15 protein-coding genes and 1 pseudogene are annotated in these 17655 nt (G+C 61.1%); 3 read left to right on the top strand and 13 right to left on the bottom strand.

Features of this window, described 5'->3' with window-relative positions; translation table 11 throughout:
• Nucleotides 1-28 precede the first annotated feature (28 nt).
• The 5 genes and pseudogenes from AC56QX_RS24895 to AC56QX_RS24915 all read right to left on the bottom strand — a co-directional run bounded on the left by AC56QX_RS24895 (nucleotide 29) and on the right by AC56QX_RS24915 (nucleotide 5186).
• Nucleotides 29-1063: an extracellular solute-binding protein gene (locus AC56QX_RS24895; protein ID WP_497111152.1), complete on the bottom strand. Its 1035-nt coding sequence runs from the start codon at nucleotides 1061-1063 to the stop codon at nucleotides 29-31.
• Between the two features lie 40 nt (nucleotides 1064-1103).
• Nucleotides 1104-1905: pseudogene (locus AC56QX_RS24900) on the bottom strand (ABC transporter permease).
• Nucleotides 1898-2818, bottom strand: coding sequence for an ABC transporter permease (locus AC56QX_RS24905; RefSeq protein WP_497111153.1), 921 nt, complete (start codon nucleotides 2816-2818; stop codon nucleotides 1898-1900). Before AC56QX_RS24905 ends, AC56QX_RS24900 begins: the two are co-directional and overlap by 8 nt.
• A 3-nt stretch (nucleotides 2819-2821) precedes the next feature.
• The gene (locus AC56QX_RS24910; RefSeq protein ID WP_497117878.1) at nucleotides 2822-3904 is read right to left on the bottom strand and encodes an ABC transporter ATP-binding protein; all 1083 of its coding nucleotides are present in this window, start codon (nucleotides 3902-3904) and stop codon (nucleotides 2822-2824) included.
• A 358-nt stretch (nucleotides 3905-4262) separates the two neighbouring features.
• On the bottom strand, nucleotides 4263-5186 hold the full coding sequence (locus AC56QX_RS24915; RefSeq protein WP_497111154.1) for a hypothetical protein: 924 nt from the start codon (nucleotides 5184-5186) through the stop codon (nucleotides 4263-4265).
• 248 nt (nucleotides 5187-5434) lie between these two features.
• Here AC56QX_RS24915 and glf point away from each other — a divergent pair, with 248 nt between their 5' ends.
• Complete coding sequence (glf, locus tag AC56QX_RS24920; protein WP_497111156.1) at nucleotides 5435-6619, top strand: UDP-galactopyranose mutase; 1185 nt, start codon at nucleotides 5435-5437, stop codon at nucleotides 6617-6619.
• Between the two features lie 17 nt (nucleotides 6620-6636).
• On the opposite strand, the gene AC56QX_RS24925 is transcribed toward glf, so the two are convergent.
• Together AC56QX_RS24925 and AC56QX_RS24930 are read right to left on the bottom strand one after the other, a co-directional pair.
• On the bottom strand, nucleotides 6637-7608 hold the full coding sequence (locus AC56QX_RS24925) for an NAD-dependent epimerase/dehydratase family protein (protein WP_497117879.1): 972 nt from the start codon (nucleotides 7606-7608) through the stop codon (nucleotides 6637-6639).
• A 225-nt stretch (nucleotides 7609-7833) separates the two neighbouring features.
• On the bottom strand, nucleotides 7834-8037 hold the full coding sequence (locus AC56QX_RS24930; RefSeq protein WP_497111157.1) for a hypothetical protein: 204 nt from the start codon (nucleotides 8035-8037) through the stop codon (nucleotides 7834-7836).
• 329 nt (nucleotides 8038-8366) lie between these two features.
• Here AC56QX_RS24930 and AC56QX_RS24935 point away from each other — a divergent pair, with 329 nt between their 5' ends.
• Both AC56QX_RS24935 and AC56QX_RS24940 read left to right on the top strand, forming a co-directional pair.
• On the top strand, nucleotides 8367-9140 hold the full coding sequence (locus AC56QX_RS24935) for an NAD kinase (protein WP_477438039.1): 774 nt from the start codon (nucleotides 8367-8369) through the stop codon (nucleotides 9138-9140).
• A gap of 192 nt (nucleotides 9141-9332) precedes the next feature.
• Entirely contained in the window at nucleotides 9333-10925 is a 1593-nt protein-coding gene (locus tag AC56QX_RS24940) for a DEAD/DEAH box helicase (RefSeq protein WP_497111158.1), read from the top strand.
• 73 nt (nucleotides 10926-10998) lie between these two features.
• On the opposite strand, the gene AC56QX_RS24945 is transcribed toward AC56QX_RS24940, so the two are convergent.
• The 6 genes from AC56QX_RS24945 to AC56QX_RS24970 form a co-directional block, all read right to left on the bottom strand.
• A complete protein-coding gene (locus AC56QX_RS24945; protein ID WP_497111159.1) occupies nucleotides 10999-11604 on the bottom strand; it encodes a hypothetical protein in 606 nt (201 codons plus the stop codon).
• A 239-nt stretch (nucleotides 11605-11843) separates the two neighbouring features.
• Nucleotides 11844-12494, bottom strand: a complete 651-nt coding sequence (locus AC56QX_RS24950; protein ID WP_172229213.1) for a YiaD family glycine zipper/OmpA-like lipoprotein — start codon at nucleotides 12492-12494, stop codon at nucleotides 11844-11846.
• A gap of 151 nt (nucleotides 12495-12645) precedes the next feature.
• A complete protein-coding gene (locus AC56QX_RS24955; protein ID WP_497111160.1) occupies nucleotides 12646-13014 on the bottom strand; it encodes a GFA family protein in 369 nt (122 codons plus the stop codon).
• Between the two features lie 107 nt (nucleotides 13015-13121).
• Complete coding sequence (locus AC56QX_RS24960; protein WP_497111161.1) at nucleotides 13122-13493, bottom strand: hypothetical protein; 372 nt, start codon at nucleotides 13491-13493, stop codon at nucleotides 13122-13124.
• A gap of 307 nt (nucleotides 13494-13800) precedes the next feature.
• Nucleotides 13801-14932, bottom strand: a protein-coding gene (prfB, locus tag AC56QX_RS24965) for a peptide chain release factor 2 (protein WP_497111162.1) whose coding sequence is annotated in 2 segments (ribosomal slippage) — nucleotides 13801-14865 and nucleotides 14867-14932 — 1131 coding nt in all. Because the reading frame shifts where the segments join, the coding sequence is not laid out codon by codon here.
• 126 nt (nucleotides 14933-15058) lie between these two features.
• A complete protein-coding gene (locus AC56QX_RS24970) occupies nucleotides 15059-17503 on the bottom strand; it encodes a penicillin-binding protein 1A (protein WP_497111164.1) in 2445 nt (814 codons plus the stop codon).
• Nucleotides 17504-17655: the final 152 nt, after the last annotated feature.

Below are 17655 nucleotides of genomic sequence, written 5' to 3' on the forward strand. Positions count from 1 at the left end.
TGTCGCGGCGCGGAAACAAGGGATCAGGCTATTTCTGCAGGTCGGTCCAGATTTTCGTGTAGAGCGCCTGCACATCCGGCGGACAGGCCGCCATGAACTGGCCCTTGGCGGCGAATTCGGCCGGCACGTTCACCTCCGGCGCGTCCTTCATGTCGGCCGGCATGAAGGCTTCCGAGCCCTTGATGCCGTTCGAATAGCGGGCAAAGGCCGAGATCAGGGCGGCGTTCTGCGGATCCATGATGAAGTTCTGGAACAGCTTGGCGTTGTCGACGTTCTTGGCGTCCTTGAGAACCGCGACGTTGTCCATCCAGATCGGATAGCCCTCCTTGGGATAGCCATAGACGATCTTGTCATTCTGCAGCCGCTGGCGCAGCGAAATGCCGTTCCAGTTGACGCCGGCGGCGATGTCGCCCTTGCCCAGGCCATCGACGGCACCGTAGTCGAAGGACAGCCATTTCGCCTTGGCCTCGACCAGCTTGTCGCGCACCTTCTTCAGCAACACCTTGTCGTCGGTGCAATACTGGCCGCCTTCGTAGGCAATGGCGAGGAACATGATGTCCCCCATTTCGGGCACGACATTGATTTTGCCGACCAATTCGGGCGGCGGGTCGAGGAAAATCGCCGACGTGTTCACATCGCCCGAATAGACCGATCTGTTGACCGATATGCCTGTCGTGCCCCACTGCCATGGAACCGTGTATTTGCGGCCCGGGTCGAACGGTACATCGACCCATTTGGAATCGACATTCTTGAAATTCTTCATGTTGTTGGGATCGGTCTCCAGCAGCAGCCCTTCGCTGATCCAGATGGGGACGACGCTGGCCGAGGGCACGACGATGTCGAAACCGGCGCCGCCCTGGCGGATCTTGGCGAGCGCGGTGTCGTTGGAATCGAAGTCTGTGACGGTCACCTTGACCTTGTAGGTCTCCTCGAACTTCTTGATCAGGTCGGGGTTGGTGTAGTTGCCCCAATTGTAAATGTTGAGCTCGCCATCGGCACGCGCCACGCCCATCACAGCCAGCAGCGATAGCCCGACGGCTGTCGCGGTCAGTTTCCAGTTCATGCTCTTTGCTCCCATTGTTGGGACCGGCGGCGATGCGGCCTCAGGTCCGTTTCCTGCTGAAGAAAAAGAAAGCCGTGACAATGCCGATCGACAGGACAAGGAAGACTGTCGAGATCGCATTGATTTCCGGCGTCACGCCGCGACGAATCTGGCCAAGCATGAAGGTCGGCAGCGTGTCCTGGCCGCCGGATTTGACGAATTCGGTGATGACCACGTCATCCAGCGAGACGACGAAGGCGAGCATCAGCCCTGCCAGGATGCCCGGCCAAAGCAGCGGCAGCGTCACATGCCGGAAGGCCTGCCATTTGCCTGCATAGAGGTCGGCCGCCGCCGTTTCGAGCGAGAGATCCATGCTTTCGAGCCGAGCACGGATGGGCAGATAGGCGAACGGGATGCAGAAGGCGGTGTGGGCTGCGATCAGGTATCCAAGGCCCGAATAGCCGGTCCAGATCTTGATGCGCGAGAACACAATCAGCAGCGCCACCGCGGTGACGATCTCCGGCACCATCAGCGGCTGGTTGATGAAGGCGTATTTGAAGGTCAGCCCGCGATATGGCTTGGTCCGGGTCGTCGCCAGCGCCGCCATCGTTGCCGTGATCGTCGCCAGGATGGCGGCGACGGCTGCGATCTGGAACGAGCGAGATCGAGGATTCGATCACCAGCGTGTTGTTCCAGGCGACATGGAACCAGCGCAGCGAAAAGCCCTCCCAGATCGCCAGCGATTCGTTGTCGTTGAAGGCGAAGACGACGAGCGTGCCGATCGGCAGATAGAGGAGGAAGAAACACACCATCGCTATGGTGACGAAGCCGTTCTGCTGGCGGACATCGAAGCGCTTAGCCATGGCTGCCATCCGACCTTGTCATGTTGCGGACGTAGAACAGCAGCGCCACCATCACGATCGCCATCAGCGTGATCGACAGCGCCGCACCGAGCGGCCAGTTGCGCCCCTGGCCGAATTGCAGCTCGATCAGATTGCCGATCATCAGATTGGTGCCGCCGCCCAGCACACGCGGCGTCACATAGGCGCCGAGCGAAGGAATGAAGACGAGGATCGAGCCGGCGACGATGCCCGGCGCGACCAGCGGCACGATGATGCGCCGCAGCACCTGGAACCGCGTCGCGTACAGGTCATAACCCGCCTCGATCAGCCGGAAGTCGATCTTCTCCATGCTGGCGTAAAGCGGCAGCACCATCAGAGGCAGGAACACATAGACCATGCCGAGCAGGACGGCGAAATTCGTATACATCAGCTGGATGGGATGATCGGTAATCCGCAGCAGTTGCAGCAGCCAATTGATGAGGCCGTCATTGCGCAGCACCTCCTGCATGGCGAAGGTTCGGATCAAAAGGTTGGTCCAGAACGGGATGGTGATCAGGAACAGCCAGATATCGCGCCGGTGTTCTGGTCGTGTCGCGATGAAATAGGCGGTCGGAAAGCCAAAGATCAGCGTCAGGATCGTGGTCATGGCCGACAGCGACACCGAGCGCCAGAAGATCGACAGATGCGCACTGGCGAAGGACAGCGTGTCGTTGAAGACGTCTCGCTGAAGCAGCACGCTCACCCAGGCGTCGGTCGAAAACTGCCATTTCACGTCGCCGTAATTGCCTGGAGTTAGGAAGGAATAGACGACCACGATCAGCAGCGGCCCAAGCGCCGCGAGGAAGACGATCAGCAGCGCCGGCGCGGAAAGCAGCCAGCGCGAGCGGATATCACTGCGTTCGGCCTTGTCGGCGATCTCTTTCGCGGTCGCCATGACCTAATCCTTCAGCAGCTGCGCGGCGGCATCGCCGATCTGAATGCCGACCTTGTCGCCGGCTTCGAAGCCGCAGCCGGCACAACGTGAATTCTGCTGGCGCACGATGAAGGGACCGCCGTCCGCCAGCCGGACATGGATATGCGTGTCGGTGCCGAAATAGACGACGGTCTCGACCGTGCCGGTCAGGTCGCCGGCGGCCTTGACGAGCCTGGCATGCTCGGGTCGCACCATCAGCGTCGCCTGGCTGCCCGGCTGGAAATCGCTGGCGGTGGTCGCGAGGATGCTTGCTCCCGAGCGCAGCGTGACCCGCGCCTTGCCATCCGCGGCGCCTTCGACCGTGCCGTCCAGGAAATTGGTCTCGCCAATGAAGTCGGCGACGAAGCGTTGCGCCGGGTGATCGTAGATGTCCCAAGGCGTACCGACCTGCAGGATCTTGCCTGACGACATCACCGCGATGCGGTCCGACATGGTCAGTGCTTCTTCCTGATCATGGGTGACGAAGATGAAGGTGATGCCGGTTTCGTGCTGCAGCCGCTTCAACTCGATCTGCATCTCCTTGCGCAGCTTGTAGTCGAGCGCCGACAAGGGTTCGTCGAGCAAGAGCACCTTCGGCTGCGGCCCCAGTGCCCGGGCCAGCGCCACGCGCTGCTGCTGGCCGCCGGAAATCTGGCTGGTGCGGCGGCTCTTCAAGTCCTGCATGTGGACGAGCGTCAGCATCGCATCGACGCGCGCCTCGATCTCGGCCTTGGGCTTGCCCAGCATCTTCAAGCCGAAGCCGATGTTCTCGGCCACCGTCATGTGCGGGAACAGCGCATAGGACTGGAAGACGGTGTTGACCGGCCGCTTGAACGGCGGCAGCGGCGCGATGTCCTGTCCGTAGAGCAGGATTTCGCCGGCATTCGGAAAATCAAAGCCGGCTATCAGCCGCAACAACGTCGTCTTTCCGCAGCCGGATGGTCCCAGCAGTGTGAAAAACTCGTTCTCGCGAATGGAAACAGAAACCTCGTCAAGCGCCCTGACTGGCTCCTGGCCGGGTCCCTGAAAAGTCCTGGTGACGCCCTTCGCCTCAACGGCTGGCCGGATGGCTGTCAAGATATTCCCCTCTCCTGGTGGCCATTCACCGGCAACGCCGGCTGGCCAACTCAATCCTCGAAGTCAGGAATAATTATTACTGAACATACAGTCAATATCTTTTTACGAATGCGGCTTGCTCCGCGATTGCGCTGATAATCCGCGCCCGCAGAGCACCCTGTTGCCGTCATGGCTGAAAACCGATGCGCCGGCCATTCCAAGCCCGGCGTGATCGCCATGGGCTTGCTGGGGGTGGGTCAGGTTGATGCGCCTTCTGCCGGCCGTACCGACACTTTTCTACGGCAAACGCCAATTATAGCAGGTGGTAAGGTGGAAAGCGTTTGGACGGGGCCGGACCGAAGCCCGGACGTCAGTCGGCTGTGGCAAGCGATATCGTGTAGCGCGGCCCCGAATTCCTGTTTCGCTTTCGCCACGGCCTCAGACGATCCTTCAATTTCACCGGGACAACGGGCTTCTCGTAAACCGGAGCCGGCAGGCCGGCGAGTGCATAGTAGTCGTCAAGGATGCTGGTCTGCAGCAGGCGCTGCTCCTGTGTGAAGAAGCTGAAATGCGCGGCGACCAGATCACCGAAAACCCTGCCCGGCCGATCGAGCTTTGCCGGCAAGGTCGCTGACAGCCATTCCTCTTCATCATTTCCCGGCGGGTAGAAAGGTTCGCCGATCTCCAGGATATCCGACCCGAAAAACCCGATCGCGTTGATCGAGAAGCGCCCCAGCCTGACGTCCCGGTCAGGCACGCGGAAATCACCCAGCCGGTTCGTCCGCACAGCCTCGATGAAGACCGGGTGAAGCGCCTCGGGAAAGCTTGCATGTGCCCAGGAAAAGGGGCACATCGCCTGGCAGGTAAGCGGCCCTTCGATCTGAACCCTGGAAAGATTCTTGATCAGGCTGTTGCAGACCGCATTGTTGATGATGAGCGGTGCATACCAGAGGGCCGCCCCCTTTTCCGCCATGGCCCGCGCCTTGAATCTGGGGAGAAAGCCCTCCTCCAGAAAAACCACGTCATCGTCGAGGCGCAGATAGAGAGCGTCGGCGTCGTCACAGAAGCGAAAGAACCTGCCGATGACATCGATGGTGCCGTCGGCGTTTGGAAGCGTCTTTATCTTGCAGCGCGGATCGCTGGCTGCCAATCGCCGGAGATAGGCCCGGTCGGCTTCGTTGCGGCAATTGTCCCACAGATGCCATTCATGCACCTCGGGACTTTTCAGAACATGGTGGCTGAGCAGGCGCAGGTACTTCTCGCGTCCGGCCGGCGTCACGACGATAAGTTTCATGGATGCAAGACCCTACGGTGGCCGCTTTTACTCGACCGATCGATCAACGGTATCGACAAAATAAATGTTCGGATTCTGAAGATTCTTCTAACCTATACAAAGACGATCAAAGCCACCAAAATATTTTGATCCATCCAGCCGGAATACCTCGTTTCCAAACACTTCAGTCGGATGTCGTTTTTCGCTTGAATCATGACCAACAGCAGCGAATAAGGCGCTGACGCTGAACACTGAATGGATACGGCCGGATGGACAAGAACCTGCTTGGAAAGGCCGACATCCTGATTGTCGGCGCAGGCTTTTATGGCGCGACGCTCGCCGAGCGCATCGCCACGCAACTCGGCCGGCGCGTGCTGGTGATCGACCGGCGCCAACACATTGGCGGCAATGCCTATACCGAACAAGATCCCGCCACCGGCGTCGAGATCCATCGCTACGGGCCGCATCTGTTCCATACATCCAACGAGGAGGTCTGGAACTACCTGCACACCTTCACCGGTTTCACGGCCTATCGCCATCGTGCGTTTTCGACCTATCGCGACAAGGTCTATCCGCTGCCGATCAACCTCGCCACGATCTGCCAGTTCTTCGGCAAGCGGTTGAGCCCCAATGAAGCGCGCGGCATGATCGCCGAGCAGGCGGCGGAGCTTGGCGACCGTCCGCCGGCCAATCTCGAGGAGAAGGCGATTTCCCTCGTCGGCCGTCCACTCTACGAGGCTTTCATCAAGGGCTATACCGCCAAGCAATGGCAGACGGACCCGCGCGAACTGCCGGCACAGATCATCGCGCGCCTGCCGGTCCGCTACACATTCGAGGACGGCTATTTCAACGACCGTTTCCAGGGCCAACCTGTGGATGGCTATACCGCGATCTTCGAAAAGATGCTCGCGCATGAGCTCATCGAGACACGGCTTGGTGTCGACTTCTTCGATATCAAACCGCTGCTGCCAAAAGACCTGCCGGTCGTCTACACCGGTCCGATCGACCGCTATTTCGACTACTCAGAGGGCGAGCTCGGCTGGCGGACCATCGATATCGATCTCGAGGTCATGGACACGCCGGATCATCAGGGCACGGCGATCATGAACTATGCCGACGAGGCCGTACCCTACACCCGCGTCGTCGAGTTCCGGCATTTCAATCCCGAACGCCAGCACAAGAGCGACAAGACACTCATCGGCCGCGAGTATTCCCGTTTTGCCAGCCGCAGCGACGAGCCCTACTATCCGATCGACACGCGCCGGGATCAGGCGGTGTACCGTCGTTATCTCGAACGGGCGGCCGCCGAGAAAAACCTGCATCTGGGCGGACGGCTGGGCACCTACCGGTATCTCGACATGCATCAGGCGATCGGCGCGGCCTTGAAGGCCTTCGAGACCGTGCTTGGCCCCTACTTCACCGGCAAGCTCGACTCAGTTTCACGGTCACCATGACGGGTTGGGGCCCAGGCTCAGGCTGACGCCGCCGATCTGCCGTCAGTCGCAATCTGTCGGCGAAACCATTCGAAGGTGCGCCGTATCCCTTCCTGATAGCTGGTCTTTGCCTCCCATCCGGGAAGAACCTGTCTTGCCAGGGTCAAGTCCGGGCACCGGTTCGTCGGATCCTGCGGGACAGGCGCATGGTGTTCGATGCGGCTGCCCGGGACAAGGGAACTGACGAATTTCGCGGTCTCGAGAACCGAGACCTCGCGATTGTTGCCGATGTTCAAGGGGCCGCGGTGGGAGATGCTGTCACGCCAGAAGAAACGCTCCAAGCCATCGACGATATCGTCGACGTAACCCCAGCTGCGCGATTGTGAGCCGTCGCCATAGACGGTCAGGATTCCGGTGGTCAGGGCCTGGCTGACGAAATTCGAAACGGCGCGGCCATCATCGATGCGCGTTCGCGGACCATAGGTGTTGAACAGTCTGACGACGCGGACATCGAGCCCGCTGACGCGTTGCTGTTCGAACAGCAGCGCCTCGGTGCAGCGCTTGCTTTCATCATAGGAAGCCCTTGGCCCGGTGCAGTCCACGGATCCCCGGTAGCTCTCCGGTTGCGGCGACACCATGGGATCGCCATAGACTTCCGAGGTCGAGGCGAAGCAGAAACGCCCGCCGGGCCTGAGCAGCGACAGAAGATTGAGCGCACCCCCTATGTTAGCCCTGATCGTGCGCACCGGCTCGCGCATGTACCATACGGGTGAAGCCGGTGACGCCAGATGTATGATCTCATCGAAATGCCGGCTGGCCGTAAAGCTTTCGGCATCGGCAATCTGCAGGCTGACTCGCGGGTCCGCGACATGGGCAAGGTTGTCGCGCAATCCGGTCCACAGATTGTCGACGACGACAAGCGTTTCCAGATCATCGCGCCGCAGCAGGCGATCGACAAGATGGGAGCCAATGAAGCCACAGCCCCCAGAAATCAACACACTGCGCGGCATGCGCACTCCCTTCAGAAAACTCGACCGGTCAACGCGCCGCATGGCTTGTTTCCCGGGACGATGGGACCAAGGTCCTATCCCGATCCGGAAGTCTTCTAACAGTGCTTTCACCGATGCCGCAATTGCAACGATCAAACTTGTCTTGCGCCAGCCGATGACCAGTCCCCCGAGGATGAAACCGTGACCGGGATATATGGCGCGGACAGGTGCGCGGATTTTGGCGACCTACAGTGCCCTTTGCGGGCAAGGCATCCCGGCGGCATCGCCACAGCGTGACGCCGTGGGCTGCGGTCTGTTGCTCATTGCTTCCGACTGGCGCACAAGCTCGGCGAAGACCAGCGCGAAGCTACCCAGCATGAGAATGACGATGATCAGGCGTGCTACCGGCAATATGTCGGCCTCGTCTGGTTGGTGCGTGCCCCCGAACATCCAGGTTAGTCCATGGGATCATGCGCACAAATCAAAAGTGCCACAGCGTCCTTTGGCATCCCGAAGGATACTTGCGGTGCTGCGGGCGCCCCCACGCCATCCATCCCGGCTAACATGATCGATCCGCCTTTACGAGAGTTTAAGCCCCGCCTTAACCATCACATTCACTCGCGCCCTGTCATGAAGCGCGACCTGCCGGTCCTGGCGACGCCGTCGCGGCATGGCTTTGCCCACCGGCGCAACGGCTCTCTTTGCAGAGCCGCCCGCACCATGCTACCCCGGCGCTGGCGCGACCAGACCCGCCGCCAATCGGTCGCGATCGGGGAGCCATGAGCACAGCCGCTAACAGCATCGCCTTCGTCTCGTCCGACACAGCAGACGCCAAGGCGGCGCTGGAAAGTCTGTCGGCGCGTTATGGCCAATGTTCGATCGCGGAGGCCGCAGTCGTGGTGGCCCTGGGCGGCGACGGCTTCCTGCTGCAGACCTTGCGCGACACGATGGGAACGGGAAAGAAGGTCTACGGCATGAACCGTGGCACCATCGGGTTCCTGATGAATGAGTATCGTTCCGGGGGGCTCACTGAGCGAATCGCGGCCGCGGTCGCCGAAACCATCCGCCCGCTGGAAATGCTGGCCGTCACCTCGGAAGGCGAAACCGTTTCGGCGCTGGCGATCAACGAAGTTGCGCTGTGGCGCCAATCCTATCAGACTGCCAAGATCCGCATCAGCGTCGATGAACAGATCCGGCTCGAGGAACTGAGCTGCGACGGCGTGATGATCGCCACGCCAGCCGGATCCACCGCCTACAATCTCTCAGCACACGGCCCGATCTTGCCGCTCGACGCGCCGCTTCTGGCGCTGACCCCAGTCAGCCCGTTTCGTCCGCGCCGCTGGCGTGGCGCTTTGCTCTCCAACAAGGCAACCGTGCGCTTCGACATTCTGGAGCCGGAAAAGCGGCCGGTGAACGCCGCCGCCGATCACACCGAGGTCAAGGCGGTGACTTCGGTGACGGTGCGGGAATCGCCGACTGCAACGGCGACGTTGCTGTTCGATCCCAATCATTCCTGGAACGAGCGCATCCTGGCCGAACAGTTCCGTTACTGAGCCGGCACACAGACAAGCGGCCGGATTAAGCATCGCGATTAAGGTTACAACTTCACAATCGTGCCAATCCCGCCCGTTTCTGTTGACAAATCGCGGACTTGCGCCTAATCGCAATACCAATCTTGCAGGCGCGTGGCGCTTGCCGCGACAGACGCCGTTGCGCTTCCCCGAACCAGCCAAAGACAACAACACTTGTCCTCAGACACCACGACCGCTCAAGAAGCGTTGACCTTCGCAGACCTCGGCCTGTCGCCGAAGGTCCTTTCCGCAGTCACCGATGCCGGCTACACCCAGCCGACGCCGATCCAGGCTGGTGCCATCCCGCACGCCTTGCTCGGCAAGGATATTCTGGGCATCGCCCAGACCGGCACCGGCAAGACGGCTTCCTTTGTGCTACCGATGCTGACCCGCCTCGAAAAGGGCCGGGCACGCGCCCGCATGCCGCGCACGCTGATCCTGGAGCCGACGCGCGAACTCGCCGCACAGGTCGAAGAGAATTTCATCAGATACGGCAAGAACCACAAGCTCAACATCGCGCTTTTGATCGGCGGCGTGTCGTTCGACGAGCAAGACAAGAAGCTGGAGCGCGGCGCCGATGTGCTGATCGCGACGCCAGGTCGTCTGCTCGACCACCGCGAACGCGGCAAGTTGCTGCTTAACGGCGTCGAGATACTCGTCATCGACGAAGCCGACCGGATGCTCGACATGGGCTTCATTCCCGATATCGAGCGCATCTGCGAAATGATCCCGTTCACCCGGCAGACGCTGTTCTTCTCGGCGACCATGCCGCCGGAAATCACCAAGCTGACGGAAAAATTCCTGCACGCGCCCGTGCGCGTCGAGGTTTCGAAGGCTGCGTCCGCCGCAACCAACATTACCCAGCGGCTGGTCAAATCCGGATCGAAGCCCTGGGACAAGCGCGAAACGTTGCGCAACCTGATCAAGGCCGAAGACGCGGAGTTGAAGAACGCCATCATCTTCTGCAACCGCAAGGTCGAGGTATCGGAGCTGTTCCGCTCGCTGCTGAAGTATGATTTCGATGCCGGCGCCCTGCACGGAGACATGGACCAGCGCGCCCGCATGCAAATGTTGGCCAATTTCCGTGACGGCAAGCTTCGCTATCTCGTGGCTTCGGACGTCGCCGCACGCGGCCTCGACATCCCCGATGTCAGCCACGTCTTCAACTATGACGTGCCGATCCATGCCGAGGACTATGTCCACCGCATCGGCCGCACCGGCCGCGCCGGGCGCTCCGGCAAGTCGTTCACCATCGCGACGAAGTCGGACACCAAATACATCGACGCCATCGAACGGCTGATCGGCAACAAGATCGAGTGGCATGACGGCGACCTGTCGACGGTCGTGGCCAGCGAAGGCGGCGAGGACGATGCTCCGCGCCGTGGCAAAGGCGCGCCGCGCCGCGCCGGTCGCAAGGACGACGATCGCAAGGACAGGGGCGAGCGCAAGAAGGGCGGCGAACGTCGCGCCAAACACAGCGAGGAAGATGCCTCGCCGGTGGTCGCACAGCAGGAACACCCCGGTGTGGCTGAGACGCCCGTCGCCGACATTGGTGAACGGCGTGCGCGCAAGGAGGCGATCCGTTCGGACAACACCGAACGCAAATCCTCCGATCGCAACGAACAGCGCGCACCGGAACGGGGCGATACCAGGCCGCAGCGCGACAGCAACCGCCCTGCCCGTCACCGCCACCAGGAAGACAACGACACCACCGTTGGCTTTGGCGACGACATGCCGGCCTTCATGCGCATCGTCGCCAAGGTCTGATCTCCGTCCGCTTTGGAAGGCAAGCCAGCGATCCGGCTTGCCTTCGCAGTAAGTGTCTAGCCAGGCTCGGCCGTTACATCGGCCCGGGCATCATCTTGGTCGGTTTCTCCAGCATCGGAAACTCGGCCTTGGTGCATTTCACGTTCGGGTTCGTCGGGCTGAACATGCCGTTCGGATTGTCCCTGAACAGCCAGGCGTGAAGATCGTAGTGGACGAACTCCCTCGGAATAAGCGGATAGTGCCCTTCCATCGGACCCATGAAGGTCTGGCCAAACAGCTTCGGTGGCGCTTTGACGTCCGGGGTCAGTGGCACAAGCCATTCCACGCCGACCAACTTCAGGCCTTTCTTGGTCGGCTCGTAGATCAGCACGTTGGGCTTCATCGGGTCGAGTTTCTGGCCGACGCTTGGGACGTTGACGAAATGGATGCCCATGGCGCCTTTCGGGTATTCCATGGAGCCCGCTATCTTTTCGCCGCTGTAGTAGACGCAGCCGACGGTCGACAGATAGAGGTCGCGAACGGCGGCAGTGTAGTCCTCATATTTGGCGAGCGACTTTTTCAACGCATCGATGTCGGCCTTGTTGGCGTCCTCGGCCCAAGCCGTACCGACCCCCAACCATGCGCCTACAACACCGGTCAAAACGAGGGCGCCGCAGCGCCCAAGGCCTGTTCTTGTCATGCATTCCTCCCAGACTTTCTGATCTGGCCGTGCAAGACCGAGGCGGAAAAATGCTGATTGCGCGGCCAGTTGTACCGCCTCATCCCCTCTGGAACGGGACGATGCTATTCCTTTCCATGACTGCGGGAAAGTCGCCAATTAGAACTAGCTAATTCTCTTGCGCCGTACCTGAAGAGCGTCGACGTTCCTCAAATAAAAACGGCCCCTTGCGGGGCCGTTTCGTTGCAGGTCGATACCACTCAGGTGAGCGGTGACAGCTGGATTTCGACGCGGCGGTTCTGCTCGCGGCCGGCGGCCGTCGCATTGGATGCGATCGGCCGCGTCTTGCCGAAGCCGGTGACGGCGAAGCGGCGCTGATCCACGCCCTGACCGGACAGGTAGTTGGCGACCGCCAGCGCGCGGCGCTGCGACAGATCGAAATTGTGCTGTTCGCCGCCGGTCGAATCGGTATGACCAAACACGTCGACCGTGGTCTGCTTGAATTTCTTCAGCACCAGCGCGACCGAGTTCAGCACCGGATAGAAGCCGGGCTTCACCGCATCCTGATCGACATTGAAGGTGATGTCCGACGGCATGTTGAGGATGATCTGGTCGCCACTGCGGGTGACGCTGACGCCAGTGCCCTCAAGCTGCCGGCGCAGTTCAGCTTCGTTCTGGTCCATGGTGGCGCCGATGGCGCCGCCGGCCAGTGCACCGATGCCGGCGCCGATCAGCGCGTTGCGGCGGTCATTGCCGCCGGCAAGCAGGCCAAGGCTGGCACCTGCCAGGGCACCAAGACCGGCGCCCGCGGCGGTGTTGGAAATCTTCTGGTCGCCCGTATAGGGGTCGGTGGTGGTGCAGGCGCTCACGAGCAAAGCCGTCGCCACGACGACGAGCACGGTCTTCTTCATTTATGGTCCCTCTCCAAGTCGCGCCTTTTCCGACGGCGCCAAATCAGCCCTTGCCTCGACTTGTACCATGAATTGCGGCGAAAAGCGGAACGGGAAAGATACCCGCGACGGCTTTTCCCGGGGTCCGTTACGTGACGATCGCCTTGGCCGGCTACCAGAGATTCTTGCCGTCGATGACCACCACTTCAACCTTGTCGAGATCGAAATCGTCGAAGAGCCGCGAATTGACGCTGATCTTGGGATTGTCGAAATCCGGCTTGCCGGTCGACCAATCCGGTGTTTGCGTGAAGGTGCCGCAGCCGCAAGTGGCGCAAAAACCGTGTTTTACGGTTTTCGAGCCCCACTCATAGACAGAAACGTTTTCCAGCGGGCTGGTGAGCTTGAATTGTGACGGGATGTAATAGGCCCAGAGCGAGCCGCGTTTCGAGCAGAACGAACAGGTGCATTGCGTCACCGTCCGCGGTGCCTCTGAAACCTCGAATGTCGTCGCCTTGCAGTGGCAGCTTGCCTTGATGGTCATCAACATCACCTCTCCATTGTCCGCCGCCCATGCGGCAGGGCACCATAAAGAAGCGATCCTGACAACTGCCCGTCAGCAGGCTCTACGCCTGAACAACCGGCCGCACCCTAGTAGGACGATGGCGGCACGAACAGGCAGATGGTCTTTCCGGCATCGAGCCCGGCTTGATGCGCGCACCAATGGAATTCTCCGTCGGGCGAATCCTTGACCCGTCTGTCGCTGTACGCCACCACCTCCCCAGTGTCCTTGATGACATAGCCTTCCGGGCGCTCGCTGATCGATGTCTGCGACACCTCGTGGCAGTCGTAGTTCGCGCAGCAGGCAAACGGATAACTCCAGCCTTGCGGCTTGGCCGCGGTCGGCTTGGCGTCATGCGCCAAGGCCGGCGCCGACAGCAGCGCGATCACCGCGCAAAGGGGAATGACAAGCTGGCCCACCGATGGAACGGCAATGGCCGATCTGGAACTGGCAGCAGACATGGGAACGTTCCTTTCAAACGAGGTTCAAGCGTTTCGCTTGCCCGTTCCCGGAACGTGTCTTCCCAGCGGCTAGATCGTCAGCAGATATGCCGCGACCGGCCATAAATGCTTTTGTCTCCTCCTGCCTCCGATGGTGAGCCGAAATGTGAGTCGGCGCAAGAAATTGCTGCGGGGCCGGCCTGCACCCTGTTGCTCGACCGCCCAAGGCAGCAACCAGGTGATCTAACAACTCCGGCAGCCGTCGTCGGTGATGGCACGCTTCGTCCTGTGCGAGCGGCCACAATCCCGGGTTTGGTGGCGGACGGCGCTAGTCCAGATCCGCCACGGCCTCACCCGCGCCGCCCTCGATGCGCTGCGACAGCGAGGCCTCCATGAAATCGTCGAGGTCGCCATCGAGCACGCTCGACGGGCTGGTGCTTTCGACGCCGGTGCGAAGGTCTTTCACCAGCTGATAGGGCTGCAGCACGTAGGAACGGATTTGGTGACCCCAGCCGATGTCGCTCTTCGAGGCTTCGGTGGCGTTGGCGACGGCCTCACGCTTCTTCAGCTCTTCCTCATAGAGACGCGAGCGCAGCATCTCCCAGGCCTTGGCCTTGTTCTTGTGCTGCGAACGCTCGGCCTGGCATGCGACAGCGATGCCCGTGGCGATATGGGTGATGCGCACGGCCGAATCGGTGGTGTTGACATGCTGGCCGCCCGAACCGGACGAGCGATATGTGTCGATGCGGACATCGGATTCTGAAACATCGATCTCGATCCTGTCGTCGACGACAGGGTAGACCCAGATGCTGGAGAAGGACGTATGGCGGCGCGCATTGCTGTCATAAGGCGAAATACGCACCAGTCGGTGAACGCCGGATTCGGTCTTGAGCCAGCCATAGGCATTGTGACCCTTGATCAGCAGCGTGGCGGACTTGATGCCTGCTTCTTCGCCATCATGAACTTCCAGCACCTCGACCTTGAAGCGGCGGCGCTCGGCCCAGCGCGTGTACATGCGCAAAAGCATCGAGGCCCAATCCTGGCTTTCGGTACCGCCGGCGCCCGCGTGGACTTCGAGATAGGTATCGTTGGCGTCAGCCTCGCCCGATAGCAACGTTTCGACCTGGCGGGCCTTCGCTTCGCCCTGCATGGAGCGGATCGCCGCCTCAGCCTCGGCGATGACGCCCTCGTCGCCCTCTTCCTCGCCGAGCTCGATCAGGCCGATATTGTCTTCCAGCGCTTGTGTCAGGCCCTTGACCGACGCGATGCCTTCCTCGAGGCCCTGGCGTTCGCGCATCAGCTTCTGCGCTTCCAGCGGTTCGTTCCAGAGGCTGGCGTCCTCGGCACGGACATTCAGGTATTCAAGCCGCTTTATGGCCTGATCCCAGTCAAAGATGCCTCCTCAGCAGGGTTATCGCCTGCCTGATCTCGTCGACAATATTCTGCGTTTCCGCGCGCATGGCCTGGTATTTTGTCCTGTTGCTGAAGTGACACTTCGGTCGGCGCGATACATAGGGACGGCGCCGCCATGTGTAAAGCGAAATGGGCCGGCTCAGAGGCCAGCCCAGCAGTCGGCATTGGACCGCTCAGTAGAGGCCGCCGCCGCCGTCCTGGATGGCCTGGTTGGCCTGCGGCGACAGTGGGCCGCCCGACGCGTTGGAGCCGTCGGCGCCCATGCCGATCACCCAGTAGCTGTCGGCGGGACCAGTGCCCGGCTTGAAGGCCTCGATGATGGTGCCCGGATCGCCCGACGCGGCACGCATGCCGGTCTTGCGATTGATGGCGACCAGGTTCATGCCGTCGGGAACCTTGAAGTCGACATTGGGCGTGCCGTCCAGCGCCACACGCATGAAATCCTTGAAGATCGGGGCGGCAAGACCGCCGCCGGTGGCGCCATGGCCAAGGCCGCGCGGCGTGTCATAGCCCATATAGAGACCGACCACGAGGTTCGGCGTGTAGCCGATGAACCAGGCGTCCTTCTCGTCGTTGGTGGTGCCGGTCTTACCGGCGATGTGGCGTCCGAGCTCACCGATGGTGGCGCCGGTACCGCGTTGCACCACGCCTTCCATCATCGAGGTGATCTGGTAGGCGGTCATCGGATCGAGCACCTGCTCGGAATTGTCGACCAGTTCCGGCTCCGGCTGGTTCTTCCATTCAGGCGCGTTGCAGCCTTCGCAGCCGCGCTCATCCTGCTTGAACACGGTCTTGCCGTAGCGATCCTGGATGCGGTCGATCAGCGATGGTTTGATCGATTTGCCGCCATTGGCCATGATCGAATAGGCCGAAACCATGCGCATGACGGTTGTCTCGCCGGAGCCCAGCGCCATCGGCAGATACGGCGCCAGATGATCGTAGACGCCGAAGCGCTCGGCATATTCGACGACCAGCTTCATGCCCATGTCGTTGGCAAGCCGCACCGTCATCAGGTTGCGCGACTTCTCGATGCCGGAGCGTAGCGTTGCCGGCCCGGCGACGGTGCCGTCATAGTTCTTCGGCGTCCAGGTCGTGTTGCCGCTCTGGATGGTGATAGGTCCATCCATGATCACCGAGGCCGGCGTATAGCCATTGTCGAGCGCGGCCGAATAGACGATCGGCTTGAACGAGGAGCCGGGCTGGCGCATCGCCTGGGTGGCGCGGTTGAATTCCGACTGCGAATAGGAGAAGCCGCCGACCATGGCCAGCACGCGGCCTGTGTGCGGATCCATCGCGATCAGGCCACCTTCCACCTCGGGAACCTGACGCAGGCTGTAGGTATTGTCGGAACCTTCGTTCTTCTGCACGAAGATGACGTCGCCCGGCTTCAGCACGTCGGCCGGCGACTTGGCCTTGACCGTCTTGCCATCGACCAGATGGCGCATGGCGAAACCCATGTCGTCCTTGCTGACGGTGCCTTCGACACGTTCCTTGACGATCTCGCCCGACGCCTGGCGTGCGGGCTGAAGGCCAATCGAGAGGCCTGAGGCCGAGGAGTCGAGCACGACGGCCAGCGACCATTCGGGAACGTCTTCCAGTCCCTTGACGGCGCCCAGTGGAGCTCCCCAGTCGCCGGACACGTCAATCGACGTCACCGGTCCGCGATAGCCACGCAGCGTGTCGTATTTCATCAAACCGTTCTGCATCGCCTTGCGGGCGATAAGCTGAACCTTCGGGTCAAGGGTGGTGCGAATGGAAAGGCCGCCCTCATAGAGCGCATTCTCGCCATAGCGGGCGATGATCTGGCGACGAACCTCTTCGGTGAAATACTCGCCCGCGAACAAATAGGAGCCGGTGCGGCGTGGGGCGACACCAAGCGGCTCGGCCTTCGCCTTCGCACCCTCTTCGGGGGTCACGTAACCGTTCTCGACCATCTGGCCGATGACCCAGTTGCGCCGCTCGATCGCGCGATCGGCATGCTTGAAGGGATTGTAGTTGGCCGGACCTTTCGGCAGCGAAGCCAGATAAGCGGCCTCGGCCACGGTCAGTTCGTTCACCGATTTGTCGAAATAGGTCAGTGCCGCGCCGGCGACACCATAGGCGTTGAAGCCAAAGAAAATCTCATTGAGATAGAGCTCAAGGATGCGATCCTTGGAATAGGCCTGTTCGATGCGGAACGAAAGGATGGCTTCCTTGACCTTGCGTTCCAGGGAGCGCTCGTTGGTGAGAAGGAAGTTCTTGGCAACCTGCTGGGTGATCGTCGAACCACCCTGCATCGGTCCACCCGAAACGTAAGTGAGCACCGCCCGGCCCAAGCCCGTTATGTCGACACCGGGATGGCTGTAGAAATTCTTGTCCTCGGCGGACAGAAAAGCGGCCTTGACGCGGTCCGGAATGGCCTGGATCGGCAAATACAGGCGCCGTTCGCGCGCATACTCCGCCATCAGAGAGCCATCCGAGGCATGGATGCGGGTGGTCACCGGCGGCTCGTACTTGGCCAGCACTTCGTAGTCAGGCAGATCCTTTGCTACATGGCCGATGTAAAGCGCAACGCCCGCCGCAGCCAGAAGGGCCAGCGTCGTGCCGATGCCGAAGAAATAGCCAATGAGACGAATCATACCCGCTCCAGTCCTTGGTTCGGGAATTTCCTAAACGAAGCCGCCTTCCACGCAAGCTTTCGAACCGGTCCCAATCCGTAATCGAAAACCCATGTCGCCACCATGTGGACAAAATACGGCAAGGCCTGATTTCGTGACCGCGCGCCTGAAAT

Source organism: Mesorhizobium sp. RCAM 06353, assembly GCF_059683585.1.

Bases quoted from the DNA above. Each gene is read 5' to 3' on its own strand.
- AC56QX_RS24895 (WP_497111152.1), bottom strand. From the start codon at position 1,063: ATGAACTGGAAACTGACCGCGACAGCCGTCGGGCTATCGCTGCTGGCT.
- AC56QX_RS24905 (WP_497111153.1), bottom strand. From the start codon at position 2,818: ATGGCGACCGCGAAAGAGATCGCCGACAAGGCCGAACGCAGTGATATC.
- AC56QX_RS24915 (WP_497111154.1), bottom strand. From the start codon at position 5,186: ATGAAACTTATCGTCGTGACGCCGGCCGGACGCGAGAAGTACCTGCGC.
- glf (WP_497111156.1), top strand. From the start codon at position 5,435: ATGGACAAGAACCTGCTTGGAAAGGCCGACATCCTGATTGTCGGCGCA.
- AC56QX_RS24925 (WP_497117879.1), bottom strand. From the start codon at position 7,608: ATGCCGCGCAGTGTGTTGATTTCTGGGGGCTGTGGCTTCATTGGCTCC.
- AC56QX_RS24930 (WP_497111157.1), bottom strand. From the start codon at position 8,037: ATGTTCGGGGGCACGCACCAACCAGACGAGGCCGACATATTGCCGGTA.
- AC56QX_RS24935 (WP_477438039.1), top strand. From the start codon at position 8,367: ATGAGCACAGCCGCTAACAGCATCGCCTTCGTCTCGTCCGACACAGCA.
- AC56QX_RS24945 (WP_497111159.1), bottom strand. From the start codon at position 11,604: ATGACAAGAACAGGCCTTGGGCGCTGCGGCGCCCTCGTTTTGACCGGT.
- AC56QX_RS24950 (WP_172229213.1), bottom strand. From the start codon at position 12,494: ATGAAGAAGACCGTGCTCGTCGTCGTGGCGACGGCTTTGCTCGTGAGC.
- AC56QX_RS24955 (WP_497111160.1), bottom strand. From the start codon at position 13,014: ATGACCATCAAGGCAAGCTGCCACTGCAAGGCGACGACATTCGAGGTT.
- AC56QX_RS24960 (WP_497111161.1), bottom strand. From the start codon at position 13,493: ATGTCTGCTGCCAGTTCCAGATCGGCCATTGCCGTTCCATCGGTGGGC.
- AC56QX_RS24970 (WP_497111164.1), bottom strand. From the start codon at position 17,503: ATGATTCGTCTCATTGGCTATTTCTTCGGCATCGGCACGACGCTGGCC.